Source organism: Ensifer sp. Root558, from assembly GCF_001427045.1.
GTDB classification, from domain to species: Bacteria; Pseudomonadota; Alphaproteobacteria; order Rhizobiales; family Rhizobiaceae; genus Ensifer; species Ensifer adhaerens.
The window spans coordinates 367,347-385,727 of sequence record NZ_LMGC01000012.1; the positions used below are offsets into that span (position 1 = coordinate 367,347).

At 64.0% G+C, this 18,381-nt stretch carries 15 protein-coding genes; 7 read left to right on the forward strand and 8 right to left on the reverse strand.

Features of this window, described 5'->3' with window-relative positions:
* Positions 1 to 110: 110 nt before the first annotated feature.
* The 3 genes from ASD63_RS15165 to ASD63_RS15175 all read right to left on the reverse strand — a co-directional run bounded on the left by ASD63_RS15165 (position 111) and on the right by ASD63_RS15175 (position 5,531).
* Positions 111 to 3,296, reverse strand: a complete 3,186-nt coding sequence (locus tag ASD63_RS15165) for an efflux RND transporter permease subunit (RefSeq protein WP_034797367.1) — start codon at positions 3,294 to 3,296, stop codon at positions 111 to 113.
* A 128-nt stretch (positions 3,297 to 3,424) separates the two neighbouring features.
* Positions 3,425 to 4,627, reverse strand: a complete 1,203-nt coding sequence (locus tag ASD63_RS15170) for an efflux RND transporter periplasmic adaptor subunit (protein WP_034797366.1) — start codon at positions 4,625 to 4,627, stop codon at positions 3,425 to 3,427.
* A 79-nt stretch (positions 4,628 to 4,706) separates the two neighbouring features.
* The gene (locus tag ASD63_RS15175) at positions 4,707 to 5,531 is read right to left on the reverse strand and encodes an alpha/beta hydrolase fold domain-containing protein (protein WP_034797364.1); all 825 of its coding nucleotides are present in this window, start codon (positions 5,529 to 5,531) and stop codon (positions 4,707 to 4,709) included.
* Positions 5,532 to 5,671: 140 nt separating this feature from the next.
* Between ASD63_RS15175 and ASD63_RS15180 the strand changes: the two genes are divergently transcribed.
* Complete coding sequence (locus ASD63_RS15180; protein WP_034797362.1) at positions 5,672 to 6,583, forward strand: LysR family transcriptional regulator; 912 nt, start codon at positions 5,672 to 5,674, stop codon at positions 6,581 to 6,583.
* 162 nt (positions 6,584 to 6,745) lie between these two features.
* On the opposite strand, the gene ASD63_RS15185 is transcribed toward ASD63_RS15180, so the two are convergent.
* The 3 genes from ASD63_RS15185 to dapD all read right to left on the reverse strand — a co-directional run bounded on the left by ASD63_RS15185 (position 6,746) and on the right by dapD (position 10,102).
* A complete protein-coding gene (locus ASD63_RS15185) occupies positions 6,746 to 8,716 on the reverse strand; it encodes a DEAD/DEAH box helicase (RefSeq protein WP_034797359.1) in 1,971 nt (656 codons plus the stop codon).
* Positions 8,717 to 8,855: 139 nt separating this feature from the next.
* Positions 8,856 to 9,239 (reverse strand): DUF805 domain-containing protein, encoded by a 384-nt coding sequence (locus tag ASD63_RS15190; RefSeq protein ID WP_034797357.1) that lies wholly within the window; start codon positions 9,237 to 9,239, stop codon positions 8,856 to 8,858.
* A gap of 5 nt (positions 9,240 to 9,244) precedes the next feature.
* Positions 9,245 to 10,102, reverse strand: a complete 858-nt coding sequence (dapD, locus tag ASD63_RS15195; protein ID WP_034797345.1) for a 2,3,4,5-tetrahydropyridine-2,6-dicarboxylate N-succinyltransferase — start codon at positions 10,100 to 10,102, stop codon at positions 9,245 to 9,247.
* A 365-nt stretch (positions 10,103 to 10,467) separates the two neighbouring features.
* On the opposite strand from dapD, the gene ASD63_RS15200 reads away from it, so the two are divergent.
* Entirely contained in the window at positions 10,468 to 11,367 is a 900-nt protein-coding gene (locus tag ASD63_RS15200; protein ID WP_034797342.1) for an LOG family protein, read from the forward strand.
* A 106-nt stretch (positions 11,368 to 11,473) separates the two neighbouring features.
* On the opposite strand, the gene ASD63_RS15205 is transcribed toward ASD63_RS15200, so the two are convergent.
* Both ASD63_RS15205 and ASD63_RS15210 read right to left on the reverse strand, forming a co-directional pair.
* Positions 11,474 to 11,995, reverse strand: coding sequence for an EF-hand domain-containing protein (locus ASD63_RS15205; RefSeq protein WP_167550691.1), 522 nt, complete (start codon positions 11,993 to 11,995; stop codon positions 11,474 to 11,476).
* A 168-nt stretch (positions 11,996 to 12,163) separates the two neighbouring features.
* On the reverse strand, positions 12,164 to 12,877 hold the full coding sequence (locus tag ASD63_RS15210) for a pyrimidine 5'-nucleotidase (protein ID WP_034797335.1): 714 nt from the start codon (positions 12,875 to 12,877) through the stop codon (positions 12,164 to 12,166).
* 155 nt (positions 12,878 to 13,032) lie between these two features.
* Here ASD63_RS15210 and ASD63_RS15215 point away from each other — a divergent pair, with 155 nt between their 5' ends.
* From ASD63_RS15215 to bchE, 5 genes are all read left to right on the forward strand, one after another.
* Entirely contained in the window at positions 13,033 to 13,824 is a 792-nt protein-coding gene (locus tag ASD63_RS15215) for a sterol desaturase family protein (protein WP_034797332.1), read from the forward strand.
* Positions 13,825 to 13,882: 58 nt separating this feature from the next.
* Entirely contained in the window at positions 13,883 to 14,797 is a 915-nt protein-coding gene (locus ASD63_RS15220; RefSeq protein ID WP_060529506.1) for a DMT family transporter, read from the forward strand.
* A gap of 57 nt (positions 14,798 to 14,854) precedes the next feature.
* Positions 14,855 to 15,934, forward strand: coding sequence for a trifunctional transcriptional activator/DNA repair protein Ada/methylated-DNA--[protein]-cysteine S-methyltransferase (locus ASD63_RS15225; RefSeq protein ID WP_034797327.1), 1,080 nt, complete (start codon positions 14,855 to 14,857; stop codon positions 15,932 to 15,934).
* Positions 15,931 to 16,701 carry an isocitrate lyase/phosphoenolpyruvate mutase family protein gene (locus tag ASD63_RS15230; protein ID WP_034797325.1) on the forward strand — a complete coding sequence of 257 codons (771 nt, stop codon included), beginning with the start codon at positions 15,931 to 15,933 and terminating at the stop codon, positions 16,699 to 16,701. The genes ASD63_RS15225 and ASD63_RS15230 overlap by 4 nt, the downstream gene beginning before the upstream one ends.
* A gap of 147 nt (positions 16,702 to 16,848) precedes the next feature.
* Positions 16,849 to 18,378: a magnesium-protoporphyrin IX monomethyl ester anaerobic oxidative cyclase gene (bchE, locus tag ASD63_RS15235; RefSeq protein ID WP_034797323.1), complete on the forward strand. Its 1,530-nt coding sequence runs from the start codon at positions 16,849 to 16,851 to the stop codon at positions 18,376 to 18,378.
* Positions 18,379 to 18,381 lie beyond the last annotated feature (3 nt).

The following is an 18,381-nucleotide window of genomic DNA, read 5'->3' on the forward strand; positions in this document are numbered from 1 at the left end:
GGCGTCGAACGCAGAACGGCGCCGCGCCTGGGCGGAGGCGCAGCGCCGCAGCTTCAACGGGCCGGAAGGATCCGGCCCGCCTGAAGATCGCGAAGGGAATGGAGAAGGGCTTATTCTCCGGGTGCGAGATGCGGCGCCTCGATATGGGCTCCCGCGTGCTTCAGAGGCCGCTCGCCAGCGAGCTTGCGGATCAGCACGTAGAACACCGGCGTCATGAAGATGCCGAAGGCGGTGACGCCGATCATGCCGGCAAAGACCGCGATACCCATGGCCGAGCGCATTTCCGCACCGGCGCCGGTCGACATGACAAGCGGCACCACGCCCATGATGAAGGCCATCGAGGTCATCAGGATCGGGCGCAGACGCAGCCGGCTCGCTTCGATCGCCGCCTTGACCGGCGTGCTGCCCGACAGTTCCAGTTCGCGGGCGAACTCGACGATGAGGATGGCATTCTTCGCCGATAGCCCGACCAAGACGATCAGACCGATCTGGGTGAAGACGTTGTTGTCGCCTCCGGTCAGCCAGACACCGACGAGTGCCGCCATGATGCCCATCGGCACGATCAGGATGATGGCGATCGGTAGCGTCAGGCTCTCATACTGGGCCGCAAGCACGAGGTAGACGAGCAACAGCGCCAGCGGGAAGACCAGGATGCCGGAGTTGCCAGCCAGGATCTGCTGGTAGGTCAGGTCCGTCCATTCGTAGTCGATGCCCGGAGGCAGGGTTTCAGCGGCGATGCGTTCGATGGCTTCCTGCGCCTGGCCGGACGAGAAACCCGGTGCCGGGCCGCCGTTGATGTCGGCCGACAGGAAGCCGTTGTAGCGGATCGCCCGTTCGGCGCCGACCGTCTGCTCGACCTTCAGAAGCGCCGACAGCGGGATCATCTCGCCGGATTGCGAACGCACCTTCAGCTTGCCGATGTCGTCGGCATGGCTGCGGTAGTTCGCATCCGCCTGGACGCGCACGCTGTATGTGCGGCCGAAGGCGTTGAAGTCGTTGACGTAGAGCGAGCCGAGGTAGATCTGCAGCGTCTCGAAGACGTCGGTGACGGCCACGCCGAGCTGGCGTGCCTTCACGCGGTCAAGGTCGGCATAGAGCTGCGGCACGTTGATCTGGTAGCTCGAATAGAGACCGGCCAGCTCCGGTGCCTGGTAGGCCTTGGCGAGGAAGGCCTTGGTCGCCTCGTCGAGCGCCTGGTAACCGAGGCCGTTCTTGTCCTCGAGCTGCAGCTTGAAGCCGCCGGTCGTTCCGAGACCCTGGACGGGCGGCGGCGGGAACATGGCGATGAAAGCATCCTGGATGACGCCGAATTCCTGGTTGAGCTGCATGGCGATCGCGCCGCCGGACAGTTCAGGCGTCTTGCGTTCCTCGAAGGGCTTGAGCGCGACGAAGACGATGCCGGAGTTCGACGAGTTGGTGAAGCCGTTGATCGACAGGCCCGGGAAGGCGATGGCGTTTTCGACGCCCGGGTGCTTGAGCGCAATTTCGCTCATCCGCTTGATCACGTCTTCCGAGCGGTCGAGCGTGGCTGCGTCCGGAAGCTGGGCAAAGCCGATCAGGTACTGCTTGTCCTGCGCCGGTACGAAGCCGCCGGGGACCGCGCGAAACAGCGTGAAGGTGACGCCGAGAAGCACGACATAGACCACCATGATCAGCGACTTGCGTGTCAGGATGCGACCCACACCGCGGCCATAGGCCTCCGAGCTTGCGCCGAAGAAGCGGTTGAAGCCGCGGAAGAACCAGCCGAAAAGCCTGTCCATCAACCGCGTCAGCCAGTCCTTCGGCGCGTGGTGGTCCTTCAAGAGAAGGGCAGCCAGCGCCGGGGAGAGCGTCAGCGAGTTGAGCGCCGAGATCACGGTCGAGATGGCGATCGTCAGCGCGAACTGGCGATAGAACTGGCCGGTGAGGCCGGTGATGAAGGCGAGCGGCACGAACACCGCGACGAGCACCAGCGCGATCGCGATGATCGGACCCGAGACTTCCTGCATGGCGCGGTAGGTCGCCTGGACCGGCGACAGTCCCTGCTCGATGTTGCGTTCGACGTTTTCCACCACGACGATCGCGTCGTCGACGACGATGCCGATCGCAAGCACGAGGCCGAAGAGGCTGAGCGCGTTGATCGAGAAGCCGAAGACATACATGACGGCGAAGGTGCCGACGATCGAGACCGGAACGGCGACGAGCGGAATGATCGAGGCGCGCCAGGTCTGCAGGAAGATGATGACGACGAGCACGACCAGCGCGATCGCCTCGAGCAGCGTGTCGACCACGGATTCGATCGAGGCGCGCACGAACTGTGTCGTGTCGTAGACGATGCCGTAGTCGACGCCTTCAGGCATGGTGAGCTTCATCTCGGCCATGGCCTTGCGGACGTCGTCCGAAATCTGGATCGCGTTCGATCCAGGCGCCTGGAAGACCGCCATGCCGACGGCCGGCTTGTTGTCTAGCAAGGAGCGCAGCGAGTATTCGGACGCGCCCATTTCGACGCGGGCGACATCGCCGAGCCGAGTCACTTCGCCCTGGGCGCCGGATTTGACGACGATGTTCTCGAAATCCTCAGGCGTCTGCAGACGGCCCTGCGCGTTGACCGAAAGCTGCAGATCGAGACCTGGGACGGAAGGCGAGGCGCCGATGACGCCTGCCGCCGCCTGGACGTTCTGGCCGCGCACCGCGTTGGCGATATCGCCTGCGGCAAGGCCGCGCTCGGCTGCCTTCTGCGGGTCGATCCAGATGCGCATCGAATAGTCGCCGCCGCCGAAGATCTGCACCTGGCCGACACCTTCGATGCGGGCCAGCCGGTCCTTGACGTTGAGCACACCGTAGTTGCGCAGATAGTTGATGTCGTACTGGCCGTTCGGCGAAAGCAGGTGCACGACCATGGTCAGGTCGGGCGAGCTCTTGACGGTGGTGACGCCGAGGCGGCGCACCTCCTCGGGCAGCCGCGGCTCGGCCTGCGAGACGCGGTTTTGGACGAGCTGCTGCGCCTGGTCCGGATCGGTGCCGAGCGCGAAGGTGACGGTCAGCGTCATGAGGCCATCGGCGGTCGCCTGGCTCTGCATGTAGAGCATGTCTTCGACGCCGTTGATCTGTTCTTCAAGCGGTGTCGCCACCGTTTCGGCGATGACGGCCGGGTTTGCGCCCGGATACTGCGCGCGCACGACGATCTGCGGCGGGACGACTTCGGGATATTCGGAGATCGGCAGACCGGTCATGCCGATCAGGCCGGCCACGAAGATCAGGACCGATAATACGCCCGCGAAGACCGGGCGGTCGACGAAGAAGCGTGAGAAGTTCATGGTATCCCCCTTGGGATGCGTTCGGGCAGACCTCCGGCGGGCGCGGCGAAAAAACGCGCCGCGCGGCCATGTCTGCAGAGTGATGCCTTGGCTGGAGCCTCTTCACACCGGGCGAAGAGGCGCCGGGATTACTTGGCGATAGAGGCGGTCGTTTCCTCGACCTGCTGCGGCGCCACGACGACGCCGGGGCGAACCCGCTGCAGGCCGTTGACGACGATGTTCTCGCCGGACTTCAGGCCGCTTTCGACGATGCGCAGACCGTCGGAATTCGGCCCCAGCTTCACCTGGCGATACTCGACCTTGTTGTCGGTGCCGACGACGAAGACGAATTTCTTGTCCTGGTCGGAGCCGATGGCGCGGTCGCTGATCACAAGCTTTTCCTCGGGGTCCGGCTCGCCGATGCGGATGCGGACGAACTGTCCGGGGATCAGCCTGCCGTCGGCGTTTTCAAGCGCCGCGCGTACCCGGATCGTGCCGGTTGCCGCATCCACCTCGTTGTTGATGAGCTGGATATGGCCCAAGATCGGCGTGCCCTCGTCGGCGGCGGTGCCGACCTGGACCGGCAGGCGCTCGATCGCGTTGCCGCCGGCCGATGCTGCGAGCCGGGCGAGAGCGGTGGTGACCACTTCTTCGCTGGCGTTGAAGCTCGCATAGATTGGATCGACCGAGACGAGCGTTGTCAGCACAGGCGAGGCGGAACCGGCAGCAACGAGGTTGCCGGCGGTGACGTCGAGCCGGCCGACGCGGCCGGAGATCGGCGCACGGACCTCGGTGTATTGCAGATCGAGTTCGGCCGTGCGCAGCGCCGCCTTGGCCGAGCGCACCTCCGCCTGAGCTTCGTCATAGGCGCTGGCGCGCTGGTCGACGCTGCTCTGCGGCACGGCGCTGGTGGTCACCAGCTTGCGGCCGCGCTCGAGCTCGATCTTGGCGAGCGAAACACGCGCTTCGGCAGCCTCGACCTGGGCCTTTGCCCGCTCGACGGCTGCGGCATAGGGCTCGGGATCGATCGTCACCAGGAGGTCACCTTGCTTGACCAGCGCACCTTCGCGGAAGTGGGCTTTCAGGATGGCGCCGCCGACGCGCGGGCGCACCTCGACACGCTCGATCGCTTCAAGGCGTCCGGAGAATTCCTCCCAGGTGGTGATGCGCTTGGACTGCGCCCGCGCCACCGAGACCGGCACGGCCGGCGGAGGAGCGGCGGACGCATCGGTCGCGGCATCGGCCTCGAAATGCTGCGGCAGGCCGAACATGACGGCGGCGCCGCCGCCGACAGACAAAAGGATACTCAGGCCGGCGCCCCAGAGGGCCCGGCGGGTCACTGTCGATGTCATCTTTTCTCTCCTTGCCGGTTGGGAGCCGGCGCTTTGCGTTCGATGCCAGATCGGGGAATGAGCCTCTGAGCGGCCCCGCCTAACGCACCGTCATTTCCGCCGGCTTTGCCCCCGCCTTCTGGAAGAAGCGGGCGAAGATGCCGGTAATTTCCTTCTGCTGTGCCGACCAGCTTTCGCCGGTGCCTGCGTTCTGCGGCAACCATCCGGCGCGTCCGGGCAGCACGTGGGATTCGACCGCCACGCCCGCCTTGCGCAGGCGCTCGGCATAGGCTTCAGCCTCGTCGCGCATCGGGCACTCTTCGCTGGTCACGATCAGCGAAGGCACGAGGCCGGCGAGCCGCGTACAGTGGGCCGGCGCGGCGTAAGGGTGGGTGAAGCCACCGTTCTGGCCGAGATAGCGCTGCCAGCCGTCGGCGATCGATTGCGCCGAGGACTGGGGACAGTATTGACGGAACGATGCCGTTGCCAGGCACGGATCCAGCATCGGCGACAGCAGGATCTGGCCCTTGAGATCGGTCAGATACTGGTCTCGCGCCATCAGCGCGGCCCCGGCGGCGACATTGCCGCCAGCCTCTTCGCCGGCCACGAACAGCGACGACTTCTTGTGTGCGAACTGCGGGCAGCGCGCGCGCATCGACGACAGCATGGCATAGGCGACATCGAGGGCCGCGGGAAAGGGGTTGAGGCAGGCCGCGGAATATTCCGGAGATATCACCACCGCTCCGGCTGCCGCGAGTGCCTCGGCAACGCGCTCGCCGGCAGCGATCGTTCCGCCGACGAAGGAGCCGCCATGCAGGTGCAGTACGATCGGCGGCGGATTAAGCAGGGTCTCGCCGCGGTAGACGCGTGCGGTGCACGAGCCTTGGCCCGTCTGCATCGTCTCCACTTTGAACTGTTCGCCCATCTCTCTTGCCTTCGGCCCGAGCCAAACCCACATGTGGCGACAACACGCCACGACAGGAGAATAGCATTGTCTTCTGTCTGGAATAGTCTTTTCAATCTGATTACACTATTCGTATTCTCGAACAATTACGGCTCTTGAAAATGGACCAGCTCACGGCCATGCGCGCCTTTCTCCGGGTCGTCGAAACCGGAAATTTCACCCGCGCTTCCGCTTCGCTGAATATGCCCAAGGCGACATTGACCAATCTCATCCAGGGATTGGAGGCGCATCTGCGCACAAAACTTCTGAACCGCACCACCCGCCGGGTGCTGGTAACGCCCGATGGCGCGCTCTATTACGAACGCGCGGCACGCCTTTTGACCGACCTCGACGAACTCGACGGCAGTCTTTCGAGCGCCCAGACCTTGCCGAAGGGACGGCTCAGGGTGGAGATGGCAAGCGCGATTGCCAACCTGATTGTGATCCCCGCGCTACCGGAGTTTCACAAGCGTTATCCCGACATCCAGATAGACCTCGGGGTCTCGGACAGGACGGTGGACTACGTGGCCGAGAATGTCGATTGCGCCATCCGCGTCGGTGCGCTCACCGACCAGTCCCTGATCGCGCGCCGCATCACCGAGATGAGCTTCGTCGCCTGCGCAGCGCCCGATTACCTCTCGCGCCACGCGATCCCGCAGCATCCGTCGGATCTCTCGAAGAACTGCTACGTCGTCGGCTACTTCCGGCCGCAGACCGGGCAGCAGTTGCCGTTCTACTTCAAGCGCGGCAACGAGGAGATCGAGGTGAACGGCCGCTATGCCGTGGCGGCGAATGAAGCCACCACCTATCTCGCGGCGGCGCGAGCCGGCCTCGGCGTCATTCAGGCGCCGCGTTTCATGGTGCGCGAGGACCTCGAGACCGGCGCCATGCGGCCGGTGCTGGAGGATTGGGAAGTCGAGCCCATGCCGATCTATCTCGTCTATCCGCCGAACCGGCATCTGAGCAGCCGGCTGCGCGTCTTTGCTGACTGGGTGGTCAAGATCGTCGCCCAATCGCAGCTCGACGCTGCCTGACCGTCACGCGCGCTGGCTCGGTGCCATGCATGATCCGCATTGCGCTGAGCGTCCGGGTGGAGTGCCGGGACCGCTCGCTCCCGGTCCTCGGAATAACAAAAAAGGCGCCGCGATCGGATCGCAACGCCTTGTTGATTGGCTTTTGGGTTGCCGTCGCCGGGCTCAGCCCTGGCGGTTCTTGGCGTTGCCCTTCGGCTTGGTTTTGGGCTTGAAGCCGCCGTCCTTGCCAGCGTCCGGCTTGCCCTTCTTCTTGTTGCCCCAAGGCTTTTCGGCGCCCTTCGCCGGCGGCCTGTCCTCGGTATGGGCAGGCCCATCGCTATAGGCGGCCTTCTTTTCGAACTTGCGCTTCGGCTTGAAGTCGCCGCGGTCGTCATTGCGAGCGGCGTCGTCGGAATAGGGGCGCTTCTTGGCAAAGCCCGGCTTATCCTTGGAGAAGTTCGGCTTGTCCCTCGAGAAACTCGGCTTTTCCTGGCGCTGCTGCGACAGATCCGGCGCGCCGGCGAGCGGCTTCACGCGGATGCCCTTCTCCAGCATCTTGTCTTTGCCGATCGCTGACAGGAAGCGTTCGGCACCCTCGGCGGTCATCTCGACGAAGGTCTCTTCCTGCTGCATTCGGATCGCGCCGATGTCGCGCTTGGTCAGCTTGCCGTGACGGCAGAGCATCGGGATCAGCCAGCGCGGCTCGGCACTCTGCTTGCGGCCGACGGACAGCGAGAACCAGCTGCCGTCGCTGAAATCGGCCCGCTCGGCGCCGAAGTCCTCGCGCGGGGCACGATCATCGCGCGGTGCGCGTTCGTCGCGGCGCGGCTTGGCGCCGACAGCGACTTCGATCAGGTCTTCCGGAGCGGACCGTCCCGAACGGAACTGGCGTACGAAGGCGGCGGCCATCTGCTCGGCACCGTGGCGCTCGATAAGTGCTGCCACGATCGCCTGTTCGTCCTCGCGGATCGGCTCGGCAAAGCTCGTATCGGCAAGCAGGCGCTCGTCGTCACGTTGGCTGACCTCGTCGGCCGACGGCGGGCGTGCCCAGGTCGCGGTAATCCGGCCCCCGTCGAGCAGGCGCTCAGCCTTGCGGCGCTGGTTGACCGGCACGATCAGTGCGCTGACGCCCTTCTGACCCGCGCGTCCGGTGCGGCCGCTGCGGTGAAGCAGCGTCTCGGAGTTGGTTGGCAGATCGGCGTGAATGACCAGTTCCAGGCCCGGCAGGTCGATGCCGCGGGCGGCAACGTCGGTCGCAATGCAGACGCGGGCACGGCCGTCGCGCATGGCCTGCAGGGCGTGGGTGCGTTCGTTCTGGCTGAGCTCGCCCGAAAGCGCCACCACCGAGAAGCCGCGGTTGTTGAAGCGGGCGGTCAGATGGTTGACCGCGGCGCGGGTCGAGCAGAACACGATGGCGTTGCGCGCTTCGTAAAAGCGCAGCACGTTGATGATCGCGTTTTCGCGATCGTTCGGCGCAACGGTGAGCGCGCGGTATTCGATATCGACATGCTGCTTCTGTTCGGAAGCGGTGCTGATGCGTACGGCGTCGCGCTGGTAGTTCTTGGCGAGCGTTGCGATCGACTTCGGCACGGTCGCCGAGAACATCAGGGTGCGGCGATCGTCAGGGGACTCTTCGAGAATGAATTCGAGGTCTTCGCGGAAGCCGAGGTCGAGCATTTCGTCGGCTTCGTCGAGAACGATGGCGCGCAGCGAAGAAATGTCGAGCGAGTTGCGGCGAATATGGTCACAAAGGCGACCGGGCGTGCCGACGACGATGTGGGCGCCGCGTTCCAGCGTGCGCTTCTCGGTGCGCATGTCCATGCCGCCGACACACGAGGCGATCGTCGCGCCGGTCTCACCGTAGAGCCACTCAAGCTCGCGCTTGACCTGAAGCGCCAGTTCGCGCGTCGGTGCGATGGCGAGCGCCAGGGGGGCACCGGCAGGCCCGAAGCGGCGTTCATCGCCAAGCAGCGTCGGCGCCAGCGCCAGGCCGAAGGCGACCGTCTTGCCGGAACCGGTCTGCGCCGAAACCAGGGCGTCGCGCCCGGCGAGTTCCGGATCGCGCATCGCCTGTTGAACCGGCGTCAATTCGTTGTAACCGCGTTTTGCCAACGCCTCGGCGATCGCAGGCGCGATCCCTTCGAATTCAGTCATATCTTGTCTTTCGGATATCGGTCGTAGAGCCCAGGACGAACGGATCGTCTCGGCGCCAATTGCCGCGGCCAACACGTCGCGGGCCTGTCATGGCGCGCTACATACGCGCTCACGCGGTTCTTGTACAGGGGCGAAGGGTTCAAGGGCCGGGTTCGTCGCTGCGCGCGCCGAACTCGTTGGGCCCCTGATCGCCCGGCCAGAGGCAAAGGGCGATGAAGACGACCGGGCTCAAGACCGGGATAAACAGAGTGAGGGAAAGCGGGCCGGGATAGCCGATATCGTGCAGGCGCTTGATCGCCAGCATGGCGATGGAGGGCAGCGAGACGAGGCTCGAGACGACGAATGCCAGCGTCCAGAGCGCCAGCACCGTCTCATTGCCCTCGTTGGCAACCATTCGGGCGACCATGAAGCCGCCGATCAGGAACCAGAATAGCCAGGAGAGAAAGAAGGGCAGGCGGCCGATGCGACCGGAGGGGCTGAAGAACAGCCAGGTCATGCTCGGCTGCGGCCCCTCCGGTGTCATCGCGATCAGTCCCGAAGCAGTTCGTTGATGCCGGTCTTCGAGCGGGTCTTCTCGTCGACGCGCTTGACGATGACGGCGCAATAGAGGTTCGGCGCCGGCTGGCCGTTGCCCATGGTCGAGCCCGAGGGCATCGAACCTGCGACGACGACCGAGTAGGGCGGCACTTCGCCATAGGTCACTTCGCCGGTGGCGCGGTCGACGATCTTGGTCGACTTGCCGATGAAGACGCCCATGCCGAGGACCGAGCCTTCGCGCACGATGCAGCCTTCGACGACTTCCGAGCGGGCGCCGATGAAGCAGTTGTCTTCAATGATCGTCGGGCCGGCCTGCATCGGCTCCAGCACGCCGCCGATGCCGACGCCGCCCGAAAGGTGCACGTTCTTGCCGATCTGGGCGCAGGAGCCGACCGTTGCCCAGGTATCGACCATCGTGCCTTCGCCGACATAGGCGCCGAGATTGACGAAGGAGGGCATCAGGATGGCGTTGGGGGCGATGTAGGCCGAACGGCGCACGACGCAGTTCGGAACGGCGCGGAAGCCGGCCTTCTCGAACTCGTTGACGCTCCAGCCGTCGAACTTCGAGGGCACCTTGTCCCACCAGACCGACTGGCCCGGGCCGCCCTTGACGATTTCCATCGGGTTGAGGCGGAAGGAGAGCAGTACGGCCTTCTTCAGCCACTGATTGACCGTCCAGTTACCGTCTTCGCCGCGCTGTGCGACGCGGACCTTGCCGCTGTCGAGCAGGTTCAGCGCCGTCTCGACGGCATCGCGCACCGCGCCGCGCGTTCCGGTGTTGACGGAGTCGCGGTCTTCAAAGGCGGCTTCGATCGTCTGCGACAGGGAGGCGAGGTCGTGGTTCGTCATCGGAATTCCTTAAAGTTCGGCGGTTATCCTGCGAAAGCTCTACTGCATAAATCCGAAAATCGGAATCGATTTAAGGACAAAATTATGCAGCAGATCTAGCTGCTGCAGCGACCTTGACACGTCCTGAGCGGCGGTGGCTGCACGACGTGATCCTGAAATGTTGAAGGGCTTTTCAGGTCCCTGGAGTGGCCGGGGCTTGGCAAACTGAGGCGAACACGGCACTACAGCGCCGCGTACCCGTTCGGGATGCGCAAAGGCCGCCGCAGCGCGCTGATGCGCTTGCGACCTTCATGACCGAGGATTGAGGATAGGACGCGTCTGGACGAGATGCCGATTGTCCGGAACGCGACGGGAAAGACGAGAATATGGCACGCATGAAGAAGCGCGCTCTGCGCCGCAAAGATGGGGTCTGGGATCCGCTGGCCGACAGCTCGCAGAGCCGGCAACGCGCACAGACCGTTCCGGTCACGCCGCAATCGGCTTCGCCTTCCTATCGCCTCGCCTATATCGACGACGATTTTCTCTGCCGCGAAGAACTGCGCCCGATCCGGCTGCAGCTCGAACTCCTGAAGACCGAAATGATGCTGGAAGAGCGCGGCATCAACTCCACCGTCGTCATGTTCGGCGGCGCTCGCATTCCTGAGCCCGGCGGCGACGCCTGGGCAGCGAAGAACGAGACGCAGCGCAAGAACCTCGAAGCCGCCTCGGTCTATTACGAGGAAGCACGCAAGTTCGCGCGGCTCTGCTCCGAGCATTCGGCCAAGCTGCACTACAAGGAATATGTCGTCGTCACCGGCGGAGGCCCGGGCGTGATGGAAGCCGGCAATCGCGGCGCCGATGATGTCGGCGCGCCGTCGATCGGCCTCAACATCGTGCTGCCGCACGAGCAGGCGCCCAATCGCTACGTGACGCCCGAACTGTCGTTCAACTTCCACTATTTCGCCATCCGCAAGATGCACTTCCTGTTGCGCGCCAAGGCCGTCACCGTTTTCCCGGGCGGCTTCGGTACGCTGGACGAGCTCTTCGAGACGATGACGCTGATGCAGACCGGGCGTCTTGCGCTGGTTCCGCTCATTCTCTTCGGGGAAAAATTCTGGCGCTCGATCGTCAATTTCGAGGCGCTTGCCGAATTCGGCACGATCGCGCCGAACGACGTCGATCTGGTCCAGTTCGTCGAAACGGCTGATGAAGCCTGGGATATCATTTCCCGCTTCTATGAAACGGTCGACCCGAAGTCCGTTCCGATGGCAAATGGCCGCCGCTGATCGCAGCGGTCCAAAAAAAGCGCATAGCCCCTCGCTGGGGGAGCAAGGGGCTATGGGCTAGGCAGGAGCCTCTCCACCGGGCGGTGGGGAGAGAGAAGAGCTCCCGTCAGATCTTTTTGGTGAAGTCGGCCGCGTCTATGACGCCGTCGCCATTCTTGTCGCGCCGCTTGAACATGGCTTCCGCGGCGCTTGAAACTTCGCTGGCGCTCAAGGAACCGTTGCCGTCGGCATCGACGCGCTTGAAGGCCTTCGGGCGCAGCCCAGGCAGCATGGCCGGGCGGGCTTCCCTCAGCTTGGCAAGGGCGGTCTCGCGCTCCGTGCCTGTCTTGGCCTTGGCTTCCTTCCAGGTCTTGCGCGCCTCACGGAAGGCCTCGCGCTTGACCTTCATTTCTTCGGCGCTGATCTGCCCGTCGCCATTGGTATCGAAGGTTTTGAAATTGTCGGAGATCCGCGCCTGGAACTCGGTGAGCGAAACCTTCTGGTCCTTGTTGGTGTCGAGCCGCTCGATCATGTGCTGGCCGCGCTGCTCGGGCGTCATCTTTTCGCGGGCAGCAAAGGAGGGGGAGGCCATTCCGGTGACGGCGACGGAGAGTGCAGCCACGCCGAGGATCAGGGTCTTGTTCGGCATCATGCGTCCTTTCGATCGGTTGTTTCTGATCGCAAGGATAGACGCGGGTGCAGCCGACGCCAGTTAAACTTTGGTAATTTAAGTCATTGGCCGAAAAGAGGTTTTTCGGCGGCAAAATTGTGTCGCAGCGGGCGGGACGCCGTCTTTGCGGCGTCCGCCAGCGCCACTCTAGAGATCTGTGAGGAGGCTCCGCAGGAAGCCGGCGAGGTCTTCCGTCACGTAGTCGATCTGCTCGTCGGTGTCGTTCGACTTTTCCCACGATTCCGCAAAGGTGTATTCGAGGTTCTGCGGCACCAGCAGCACCGTCTTCATGCCCAGCGCCTTCGGCACGAGGAGATTGCGCGGCAGGTCCTCGAACATCACGGCATTGCGGGTATCGACCCGGTGCAGGCTCATGAACTTGTCATAGGTCTCGCCCGCGGGCTTCGGCACGAAGTCGGCGGCGACGATATCGAAGATGTCGTCGAAATGGTCGAGGATGCCGAGCGCCCGGGCCGTCATCTGCGCATGGGCAACGCTGCCATTGGTGAAGATGAACTTGCGGCCGGGAAGCGACTTGATCGCTTCGCCGAGCGCCGGGTCGGCCGGAACGATCGAATAGTCGATCGCATGGGCCTGCTCGAGGAACTCGTTCGGGTCGATGCCGTGATGGACCATCAGGCCTTTGAGCGTCGTGCCGTGGTCGCGGTAATAGTCCTTCTGCAGCTTCTTGGCGTCGGCCGGATCGAGCGACAAAAGCTTCGCCACATAGGCCGTCATGTTGCGGTCGATCTGCGCAAACAGGTTGACGTGGTGGGGATAGAGCGTGTTGTCGAGGTCGAAGACCCAGTCGGTGACATGGGCGAATTCGGAGCGGGTCGGCAGGCGGGCGAGCTTTTTCATGACCGCCTTATGACACGACCGACCGTGGCGGCAAACGGGAAAATGGCGATGCGGGGCCGGGCGTAATGCTGGCGCATAGATTAGCGCTTTGAATTGGCGGTTGTGCGTGGCATCTTCCGGCTCGCGCGGTTTTTGGCTCGGGGATGCGGATGCCAATGTCGAACGAAGTATTCTATCTGCTCTTTCTGTTCGGGTTTTACACGTTCACCGTCGTTACCTATTTCGCGCTTGGCTATGGCATCACATGGCTCAACGAGCGCAATCCCGAGCGAAAGATCCAGAAGGGACGCGGTTCCGACAAGCGCCGCAGCGCCGAGATCCGCCAGAGCCTCAAATCGATGTTCAGCGCCTGCCTGCCGCTGACGATCGGTCTTTACGCCCAGCAGAAGGGCTGGGCGCCGGCGCCCTGGACGCTCACCTGGTGGAACGCCCTGCCGCTCTTCGTGCTCAGCATGATCCTCTACGATGCCTGGTTCTATTTCATGCACCGGCTGCTGCACACCAAGTGGCTCTATCCGCTGCATGCCCTGCATCATAAAAGCGTGGCGCCGACGATCTGGAGCACCTATTCCGAGGACGTCTTCGACAACTTCCTGCTTCAGAGCTTTTCGGCCGTCGTCGTTTTCGTCGTGCCGTTTCCGCCGCTGGTGCTCATCGCCCATCGGCTGTTCGAACATTTCAACGGCATGATCGGCCATTGCGGCTTCGAGTATTTTGCCGCCTCCACCGCGCGCTACCCGTCTCCGCTGCTGTGCACGACGTTCCATGATCAGCACCATTCGGGCTTCAGGTACAATTACGCCAACTACTTCTCCTTCTGGGACCGTGTGCTCGGAACGCTCGCGCCGAACTACGATCAGCGGGTAAAGACCTTCGAGGACGAGGCGCCCCGGATCACGATCAGCGAGGGCACGGAGCTCGCAGAGGCGCGGGAAAGGGCGGAGTAGCAACCGGTCCGTTAGGTGGTCCTTGGCAACGAGCCGGCCTGCATGCTAGCTCGAAACGATGGAAACCTGGGTCCTCATCACCATCGCCGCGGCCTTCCTTCAGAACGTCCGCTCCGCAATGCAGAAACACTTGAAAGGCGTCATGGGCACGACGGGCGCGACCTTCGTGCGCTTCGGCTTCGGCCTGCCGTTCGCCTTCCTCTATCTCGTTGTGCTCTGGCAGGTGGTGGGCCGTCCGCTTCCGGTGCCGAACGGCACTTTCTTCCTCTGGGCGGTGATCGGGGGGCTGGCGCAGATCGCCGCAACCTTCCTGCTCGTCCATCTCTTCTCCTTCCGCAACTTCGCCGTCGGCACCGCCTATTCGCGCACGGAACCGGCGCAGGCAGCGCTTTTCGGCCTGATTTTCCTCGGCGAAAAGGCGAGCGAGGGCACGCTGGTGGCAATCGCCATCCCGGTCGTCGGCGTGATGCTGATTTCGGTGGCGCGCACGACCCTGAGTGCGCGCACGCTGGTGACCTCGGTATTCTCGCGCACGGCCGGCATCGGCTTGCTGTCCGGCACCTTCTTCGGCCTTTCGGCCGTCGCCTACCGTTCGGCGTCGCTGGCTCTGGCGCCGAGCCTGCCGGCACCCGACTACATGATGCAGGCAAGCTTCACGCTCGGCTTCGTCATCCTCTTGCAGACCGTGGTCATGCTGATCTGGATCGTGCTGCGCGAACGCGACGAGCTGCCGCGCATCGCGGCTGCCTGGAAGCCGGCCTTTGTCGTCGGTTTCGTCGGCGCGTCTGCCTCCTTCGGCTGGTTCATGGCGATGACCCTGCAGCAGGCGGCCGTCGTCAAGGTCGTCGCCCAGGTGGAAATGCTCTTCACCTTCGCCTCGTCCTTTTTCATCTTCCGCGAATGGATCAACAGACTGGAGCTATTGGGTTGCCTGCTGATCGTGCTCGGTGTCGTCATGCTGGTGCTGATCTGAAAAATAGACGCCCGAAAACCGGCGTCTCCCGAGCCGTGGTCATGCTAGAACCGCGGCATGTTGTTCGATCTTCCCTCCGATGAAACGCTCTACGACGCCTTGATGGCGCGCAGCAGCGAATACGAAGGTTCGGCCTTCGTCTGCGTCAAGACAACAGGCGTCTTCTGCCGCCTGTCCTGCCCGGCCCGCAAGCCGAAGCGGGAAAATACGATCTTCGTCAGCTCGATCGGCACCTGCCTGGAGACGGGGTTCCGTCCCTGCCAGCGCTGCCGGCCGCTTGCCACGTTCGGCGCCAAGGATCCGCTCGTCCAGGAGCTTCTGCAGGCGCTGGAAGCAGCACCGGAGCGCCGTTGGAGCGAGGACGACATCGTGCGCCGCGGGCTTGATCCCTCGACCGTCCGGCGTGCCTTCAAGCGCGCGCTCGGCATCACCTTCCTCGATCTCGCGCGCCATCGTCGCCTGGGGCTCGCCGCCCGCCAGCTCGCCGACGGTGGTCGGGTGATCGACGCCCAGCTCGAGGCAGGCTACGAGTCGCCGAGCGGGTTTCGCGTAGCCTTCCAGCGCCTGCTCGGCGATGCGCCGGCGGCAGCCCAGGGGAGGGCGCTGCTCTCGTCCGACTGGATCGAAACGCCGATCGGGCCGATGGTCGCGGTTGCCGATGCGACGCACCTCCATTTGCTGGAGTTCCACGAACGCAAGGCGCTGCCGACGGAGCTGGAGGCGTTGAAGCGCGCGACGCGCTCGGCCATCGTCCCCGGCCGGACGGCGCCGATCGATCAGATCGAAGGCGAGTTGAAGAGCTATTTCGCCGGCGAGGCGGGCGGATTTCAAACTCCGCTTGCGCCCGGGGGAACGCCCTTCGAGCGCAACGTCTGGGCGAAGCTCGTGAAGATTCCCGCCGGCGGGACACGTTCCTATGGTGACATTGCCCGCGAGGTCGCTACGATCCAGTCCGCACGTGCGGTCGCCAAGGCCAACGGTTCCAACCGGATCGCCATCGTCATTCCGTGCCACCGTTGCATCGGCGCGGATGGCTCATTGACCGGTTACGGTGGCGGGCTCTGGCGGAAACAGTGGCTGCTTCGGCACGAGGCGAAAATGAAACCAGTCAGCCTGTTGGTGGAGGAAACACAATGAACCAGAAGGAAAAGGCGCTCGCCTTCGCCGCCCTGCATAAGAAGGGTGACCCGGTGGTGCTGTACAACATCTGGGACGCCGGCAGCGCTAAGGCCGTGGCAGAGGCCGGTGCCAAGGCGCTTGCGACCGGAAGCTGGTCGGTGGCGGCCGCCCACGGCTTCGGCGACGGCGAGAAGGTGCCTCTGGCCTGGCTTGCCGATATCGCACGCCTGGTCGTGGCGAGCACCGACCTGCCCGTCAGCATCGATTTCGAAGGCGCCTACTCCGACGACGCGGCGACCGGTGCCGCCAATGTCTCGCGCATCCTCGACGTCGGCGCCATCGGCATCAACTTCGAGGACCAGATCGTCGGCAAGGGCGGCGTGCACCCGGTCGAAAAGCAGGCGGAGCGCATCCGCGCCATCCGCGAGATGGCTGACCGGCGCGGCATCCCCCTGTTCATCAATGCCCGCACCGATCTCTTCCTGCAGGAGGGTGACGAGAGCCGGCATGCCGGCCTCGTCGACGAGGCGATCGCCCGCGGCAAGGCCTATGCCGAAGCGGGCGCCAGCGGCTTCTTCGTACCGTGGCTGGTGGACGAGGCGCTGATCGCCAAGGTCTGCGCCGCCTCGATCCTGCCCGTCAACATCATGATGCGCCCGGCCGCACCCGACCTGAAGACGCTCGCCCGCGCCGGCGTGTCACGCGTCAGCTACGGCCCGGGCCCATACCGCGTGATGATGGAAGAATTGAAGGCGGCGGCGACCGAGGTCTACGCTCCGCGCTGAGCTCGGGGCTCGATGAAATCGCGCTGCGCAAGTTGCGCGATTTCACCGCGAAAACGTACGTTTTTGGCCGCAGCCTGGAGCTGTTATTTCCGCAATCTTCAGCTTTATCGTGTCTCTGGCAATTCTTTGCGACCCAAGAGGCACCGTATGAAGATTGTTCTGCTCAATCCGCCGCATACGGCCATCGGCAGCCGTATTCCCGACGATCATCTTCCGCCGCTCGGCCTGCTCGCCGTTGGCGGGCCGCTCATCGATGATGGCCACGCCGTGCGGCTCATCGATTGCGAATTCGGCCCTTTGGGCTTCGAAGAGATTGTCGCACGCGTGCTCGACGACTGCCCGGATCTTCTGCTGATCGGTCATTCGGGGTCGACGTCGGCCCACCCGACGGCCAAGCGTATTGCCAGCGATGTCAGAATGACCGCACCGTCCGTCCGGGTGATCTATGGCGGTGTGTTCCCGACCTATCATTGGCGCGAGGTTCTAAGCGAGAGCGGCGCCTTCGATTACGTCGTCAGGGGAGAGGGCGAAGAGACAGTGCGACGGCTCGTGCGCGCCCTGTCATCCTTAGAACCCTTGAGCGAGGTTCCGGGCATCGCCTATCGCGATGATGACGGGGTTGCGCTCGCCACCCGTCCGACCGAGGCGATCGCCAATCTCGATGCCTACCGCATCGGCTGGGAGTTGATCGAGCATCGGCACTACAGTTATTGGGGCGGAAAACGCGCTGTCGTGCTGCAGTTTTCGAGAGGGTGCCCGCATTTGTGCAACTATTGCGGCCAGCGCGGTTTCTGGACGCGATGGCGGCACCGGGATCCGGTCGCGTTCGCTAAGGAGATCGCCCGCCTCCACCGTGAAGAGGGCGTGGAACTGATCAATCTCGCCGACGAAAACCCGACCTCGTCGCGCAAGGGCTGGCTCGCCTTCCTGAACGCCATGATCGCCGAGAACGTGCCGGTGCAGATCGTCGGCTCGACGCGGGCAGACGATATCGTGCGCGATGCCGACATATTGCACCTCTATCGCAAGGCCGGTGTCGTGCGTTGGCTGCTCGGAATGGAAAACACTGATGACGCGACGCTGAAGCTGATCAAAAAGGGCGGGACGACCACGAGCGACCGGCAGGCAATCGCGCTCCTGCGCCAGCACGACATTCTTTCAATGGCCACCTGGGTGGTCGGCTTCGAGGAGGAACGCCTGAGCGATCTTTGGCGTGGTTTCAGGCAGCTTCTTTCCTACGACCCGGACCAGATCCAGGCGCTCTACGTCACGCCGCACCGGTGGACCCCGTTCTTTGGCCTCGCCAGGGATCGCACCGTCATCGAGCCGGACATGCGCAAGTGGGATTACAAGCATCAGGTGCTGAAGATGAAGCACCTTCACCCGGTCGTGCTTTTTCTGAGCGTGAAATTGATCGAGGTCGCGATCCAGGCGCGGCCAAAGGCCCTTGCGCGCGTCCTCCTGCACCGCGACCCGCAGCAGCGCCATTCGATGCGGTGGTACACCCGCATGGGGCGCAGGGTCTGGTTTCACGAGCTCTACGAATTCGCCTTCCGCCGCCGCCATTTCGCCGCCGGGCCGTCGCTTGAGGTGTTCTGGGGAGCGCCGCAGGAGGCCGAGGAGGAATCGATGTTACCGCCCCGCAGGCGCCATCCATCGGACAGCGCGGCCGCATAAAAA

What these genes read in the sequence shown, in the direction of transcription:
- ASD63_RS15165 (WP_034797367.1), bottom strand. Translation starts at nt 3,296, where the DNA reads ATGAACTTCTCACGCTTCTTCGTCGACCGCCCGGTCTTCGCGGGCGTA.
- ASD63_RS15170 (WP_034797366.1), bottom strand. Translation starts at nt 4,627, where the DNA reads ATGACATCGACAGTGACCCGCCGGGCCCTCTGGGGCGCCGGCCTGAGT.
- ASD63_RS15175 (WP_034797364.1), bottom strand. Translation starts at nt 5,531, where the DNA reads ATGGGCGAACAGTTCAAAGTGGAGACGATGCAGACGGGCCAAGGCTCG.
- ASD63_RS15180 (WP_034797362.1), top strand. Translation starts at nt 5,672, where the DNA reads ATGGACCAGCTCACGGCCATGCGCGCCTTTCTCCGGGTCGTCGAAACC.
- ASD63_RS15185 (WP_034797359.1), bottom strand. Translation starts at nt 8,716, where the DNA reads ATGACTGAATTCGAAGGGATCGCGCCTGCGATCGCCGAGGCGTTGGCA.
- ASD63_RS15190 (WP_034797357.1), bottom strand. Translation starts at nt 9,239, where the DNA reads ATGACACCGGAGGGGCCGCAGCCGAGCATGACCTGGCTGTTCTTCAGC.
- dapD (WP_034797345.1), bottom strand. Translation starts at nt 10,102, where the DNA reads ATGACGAACCACGACCTCGCCTCCCTGTCGCAGACGATCGAAGCCGCC.
- ASD63_RS15200 (WP_034797342.1), top strand. Translation starts at nt 10,468, where the DNA reads ATGGCACGCATGAAGAAGCGCGCTCTGCGCCGCAAAGATGGGGTCTGG.
- ASD63_RS15205 (WP_167550691.1), bottom strand. Translation starts at nt 11,995, where the DNA reads ATGCCGAACAAGACCCTGATCCTCGGCGTGGCTGCACTCTCCGTCGCC.
- ASD63_RS15210 (WP_034797335.1), bottom strand. Translation starts at nt 12,877, where the DNA reads ATGAAAAAGCTCGCCCGCCTGCCGACCCGCTCCGAATTCGCCCATGTC.
- ASD63_RS15215 (WP_034797332.1), top strand. Translation starts at nt 13,033, where the DNA reads ATGTCGAACGAAGTATTCTATCTGCTCTTTCTGTTCGGGTTTTACACG.
- ASD63_RS15220 (WP_060529506.1), top strand. Translation starts at nt 13,883, where the DNA reads ATGGAAACCTGGGTCCTCATCACCATCGCCGCGGCCTTCCTTCAGAAC.
- ASD63_RS15225 (WP_034797327.1), top strand. Translation starts at nt 14,855, where the DNA reads ATGTTGTTCGATCTTCCCTCCGATGAAACGCTCTACGACGCCTTGATG.
- ASD63_RS15230 (WP_034797325.1), top strand. Translation starts at nt 15,931, where the DNA reads ATGAACCAGAAGGAAAAGGCGCTCGCCTTCGCCGCCCTGCATAAGAAG.
- bchE (WP_034797323.1), top strand. Translation starts at nt 16,849, where the DNA reads ATGAAGATTGTTCTGCTCAATCCGCCGCATACGGCCATCGGCAGCCGT.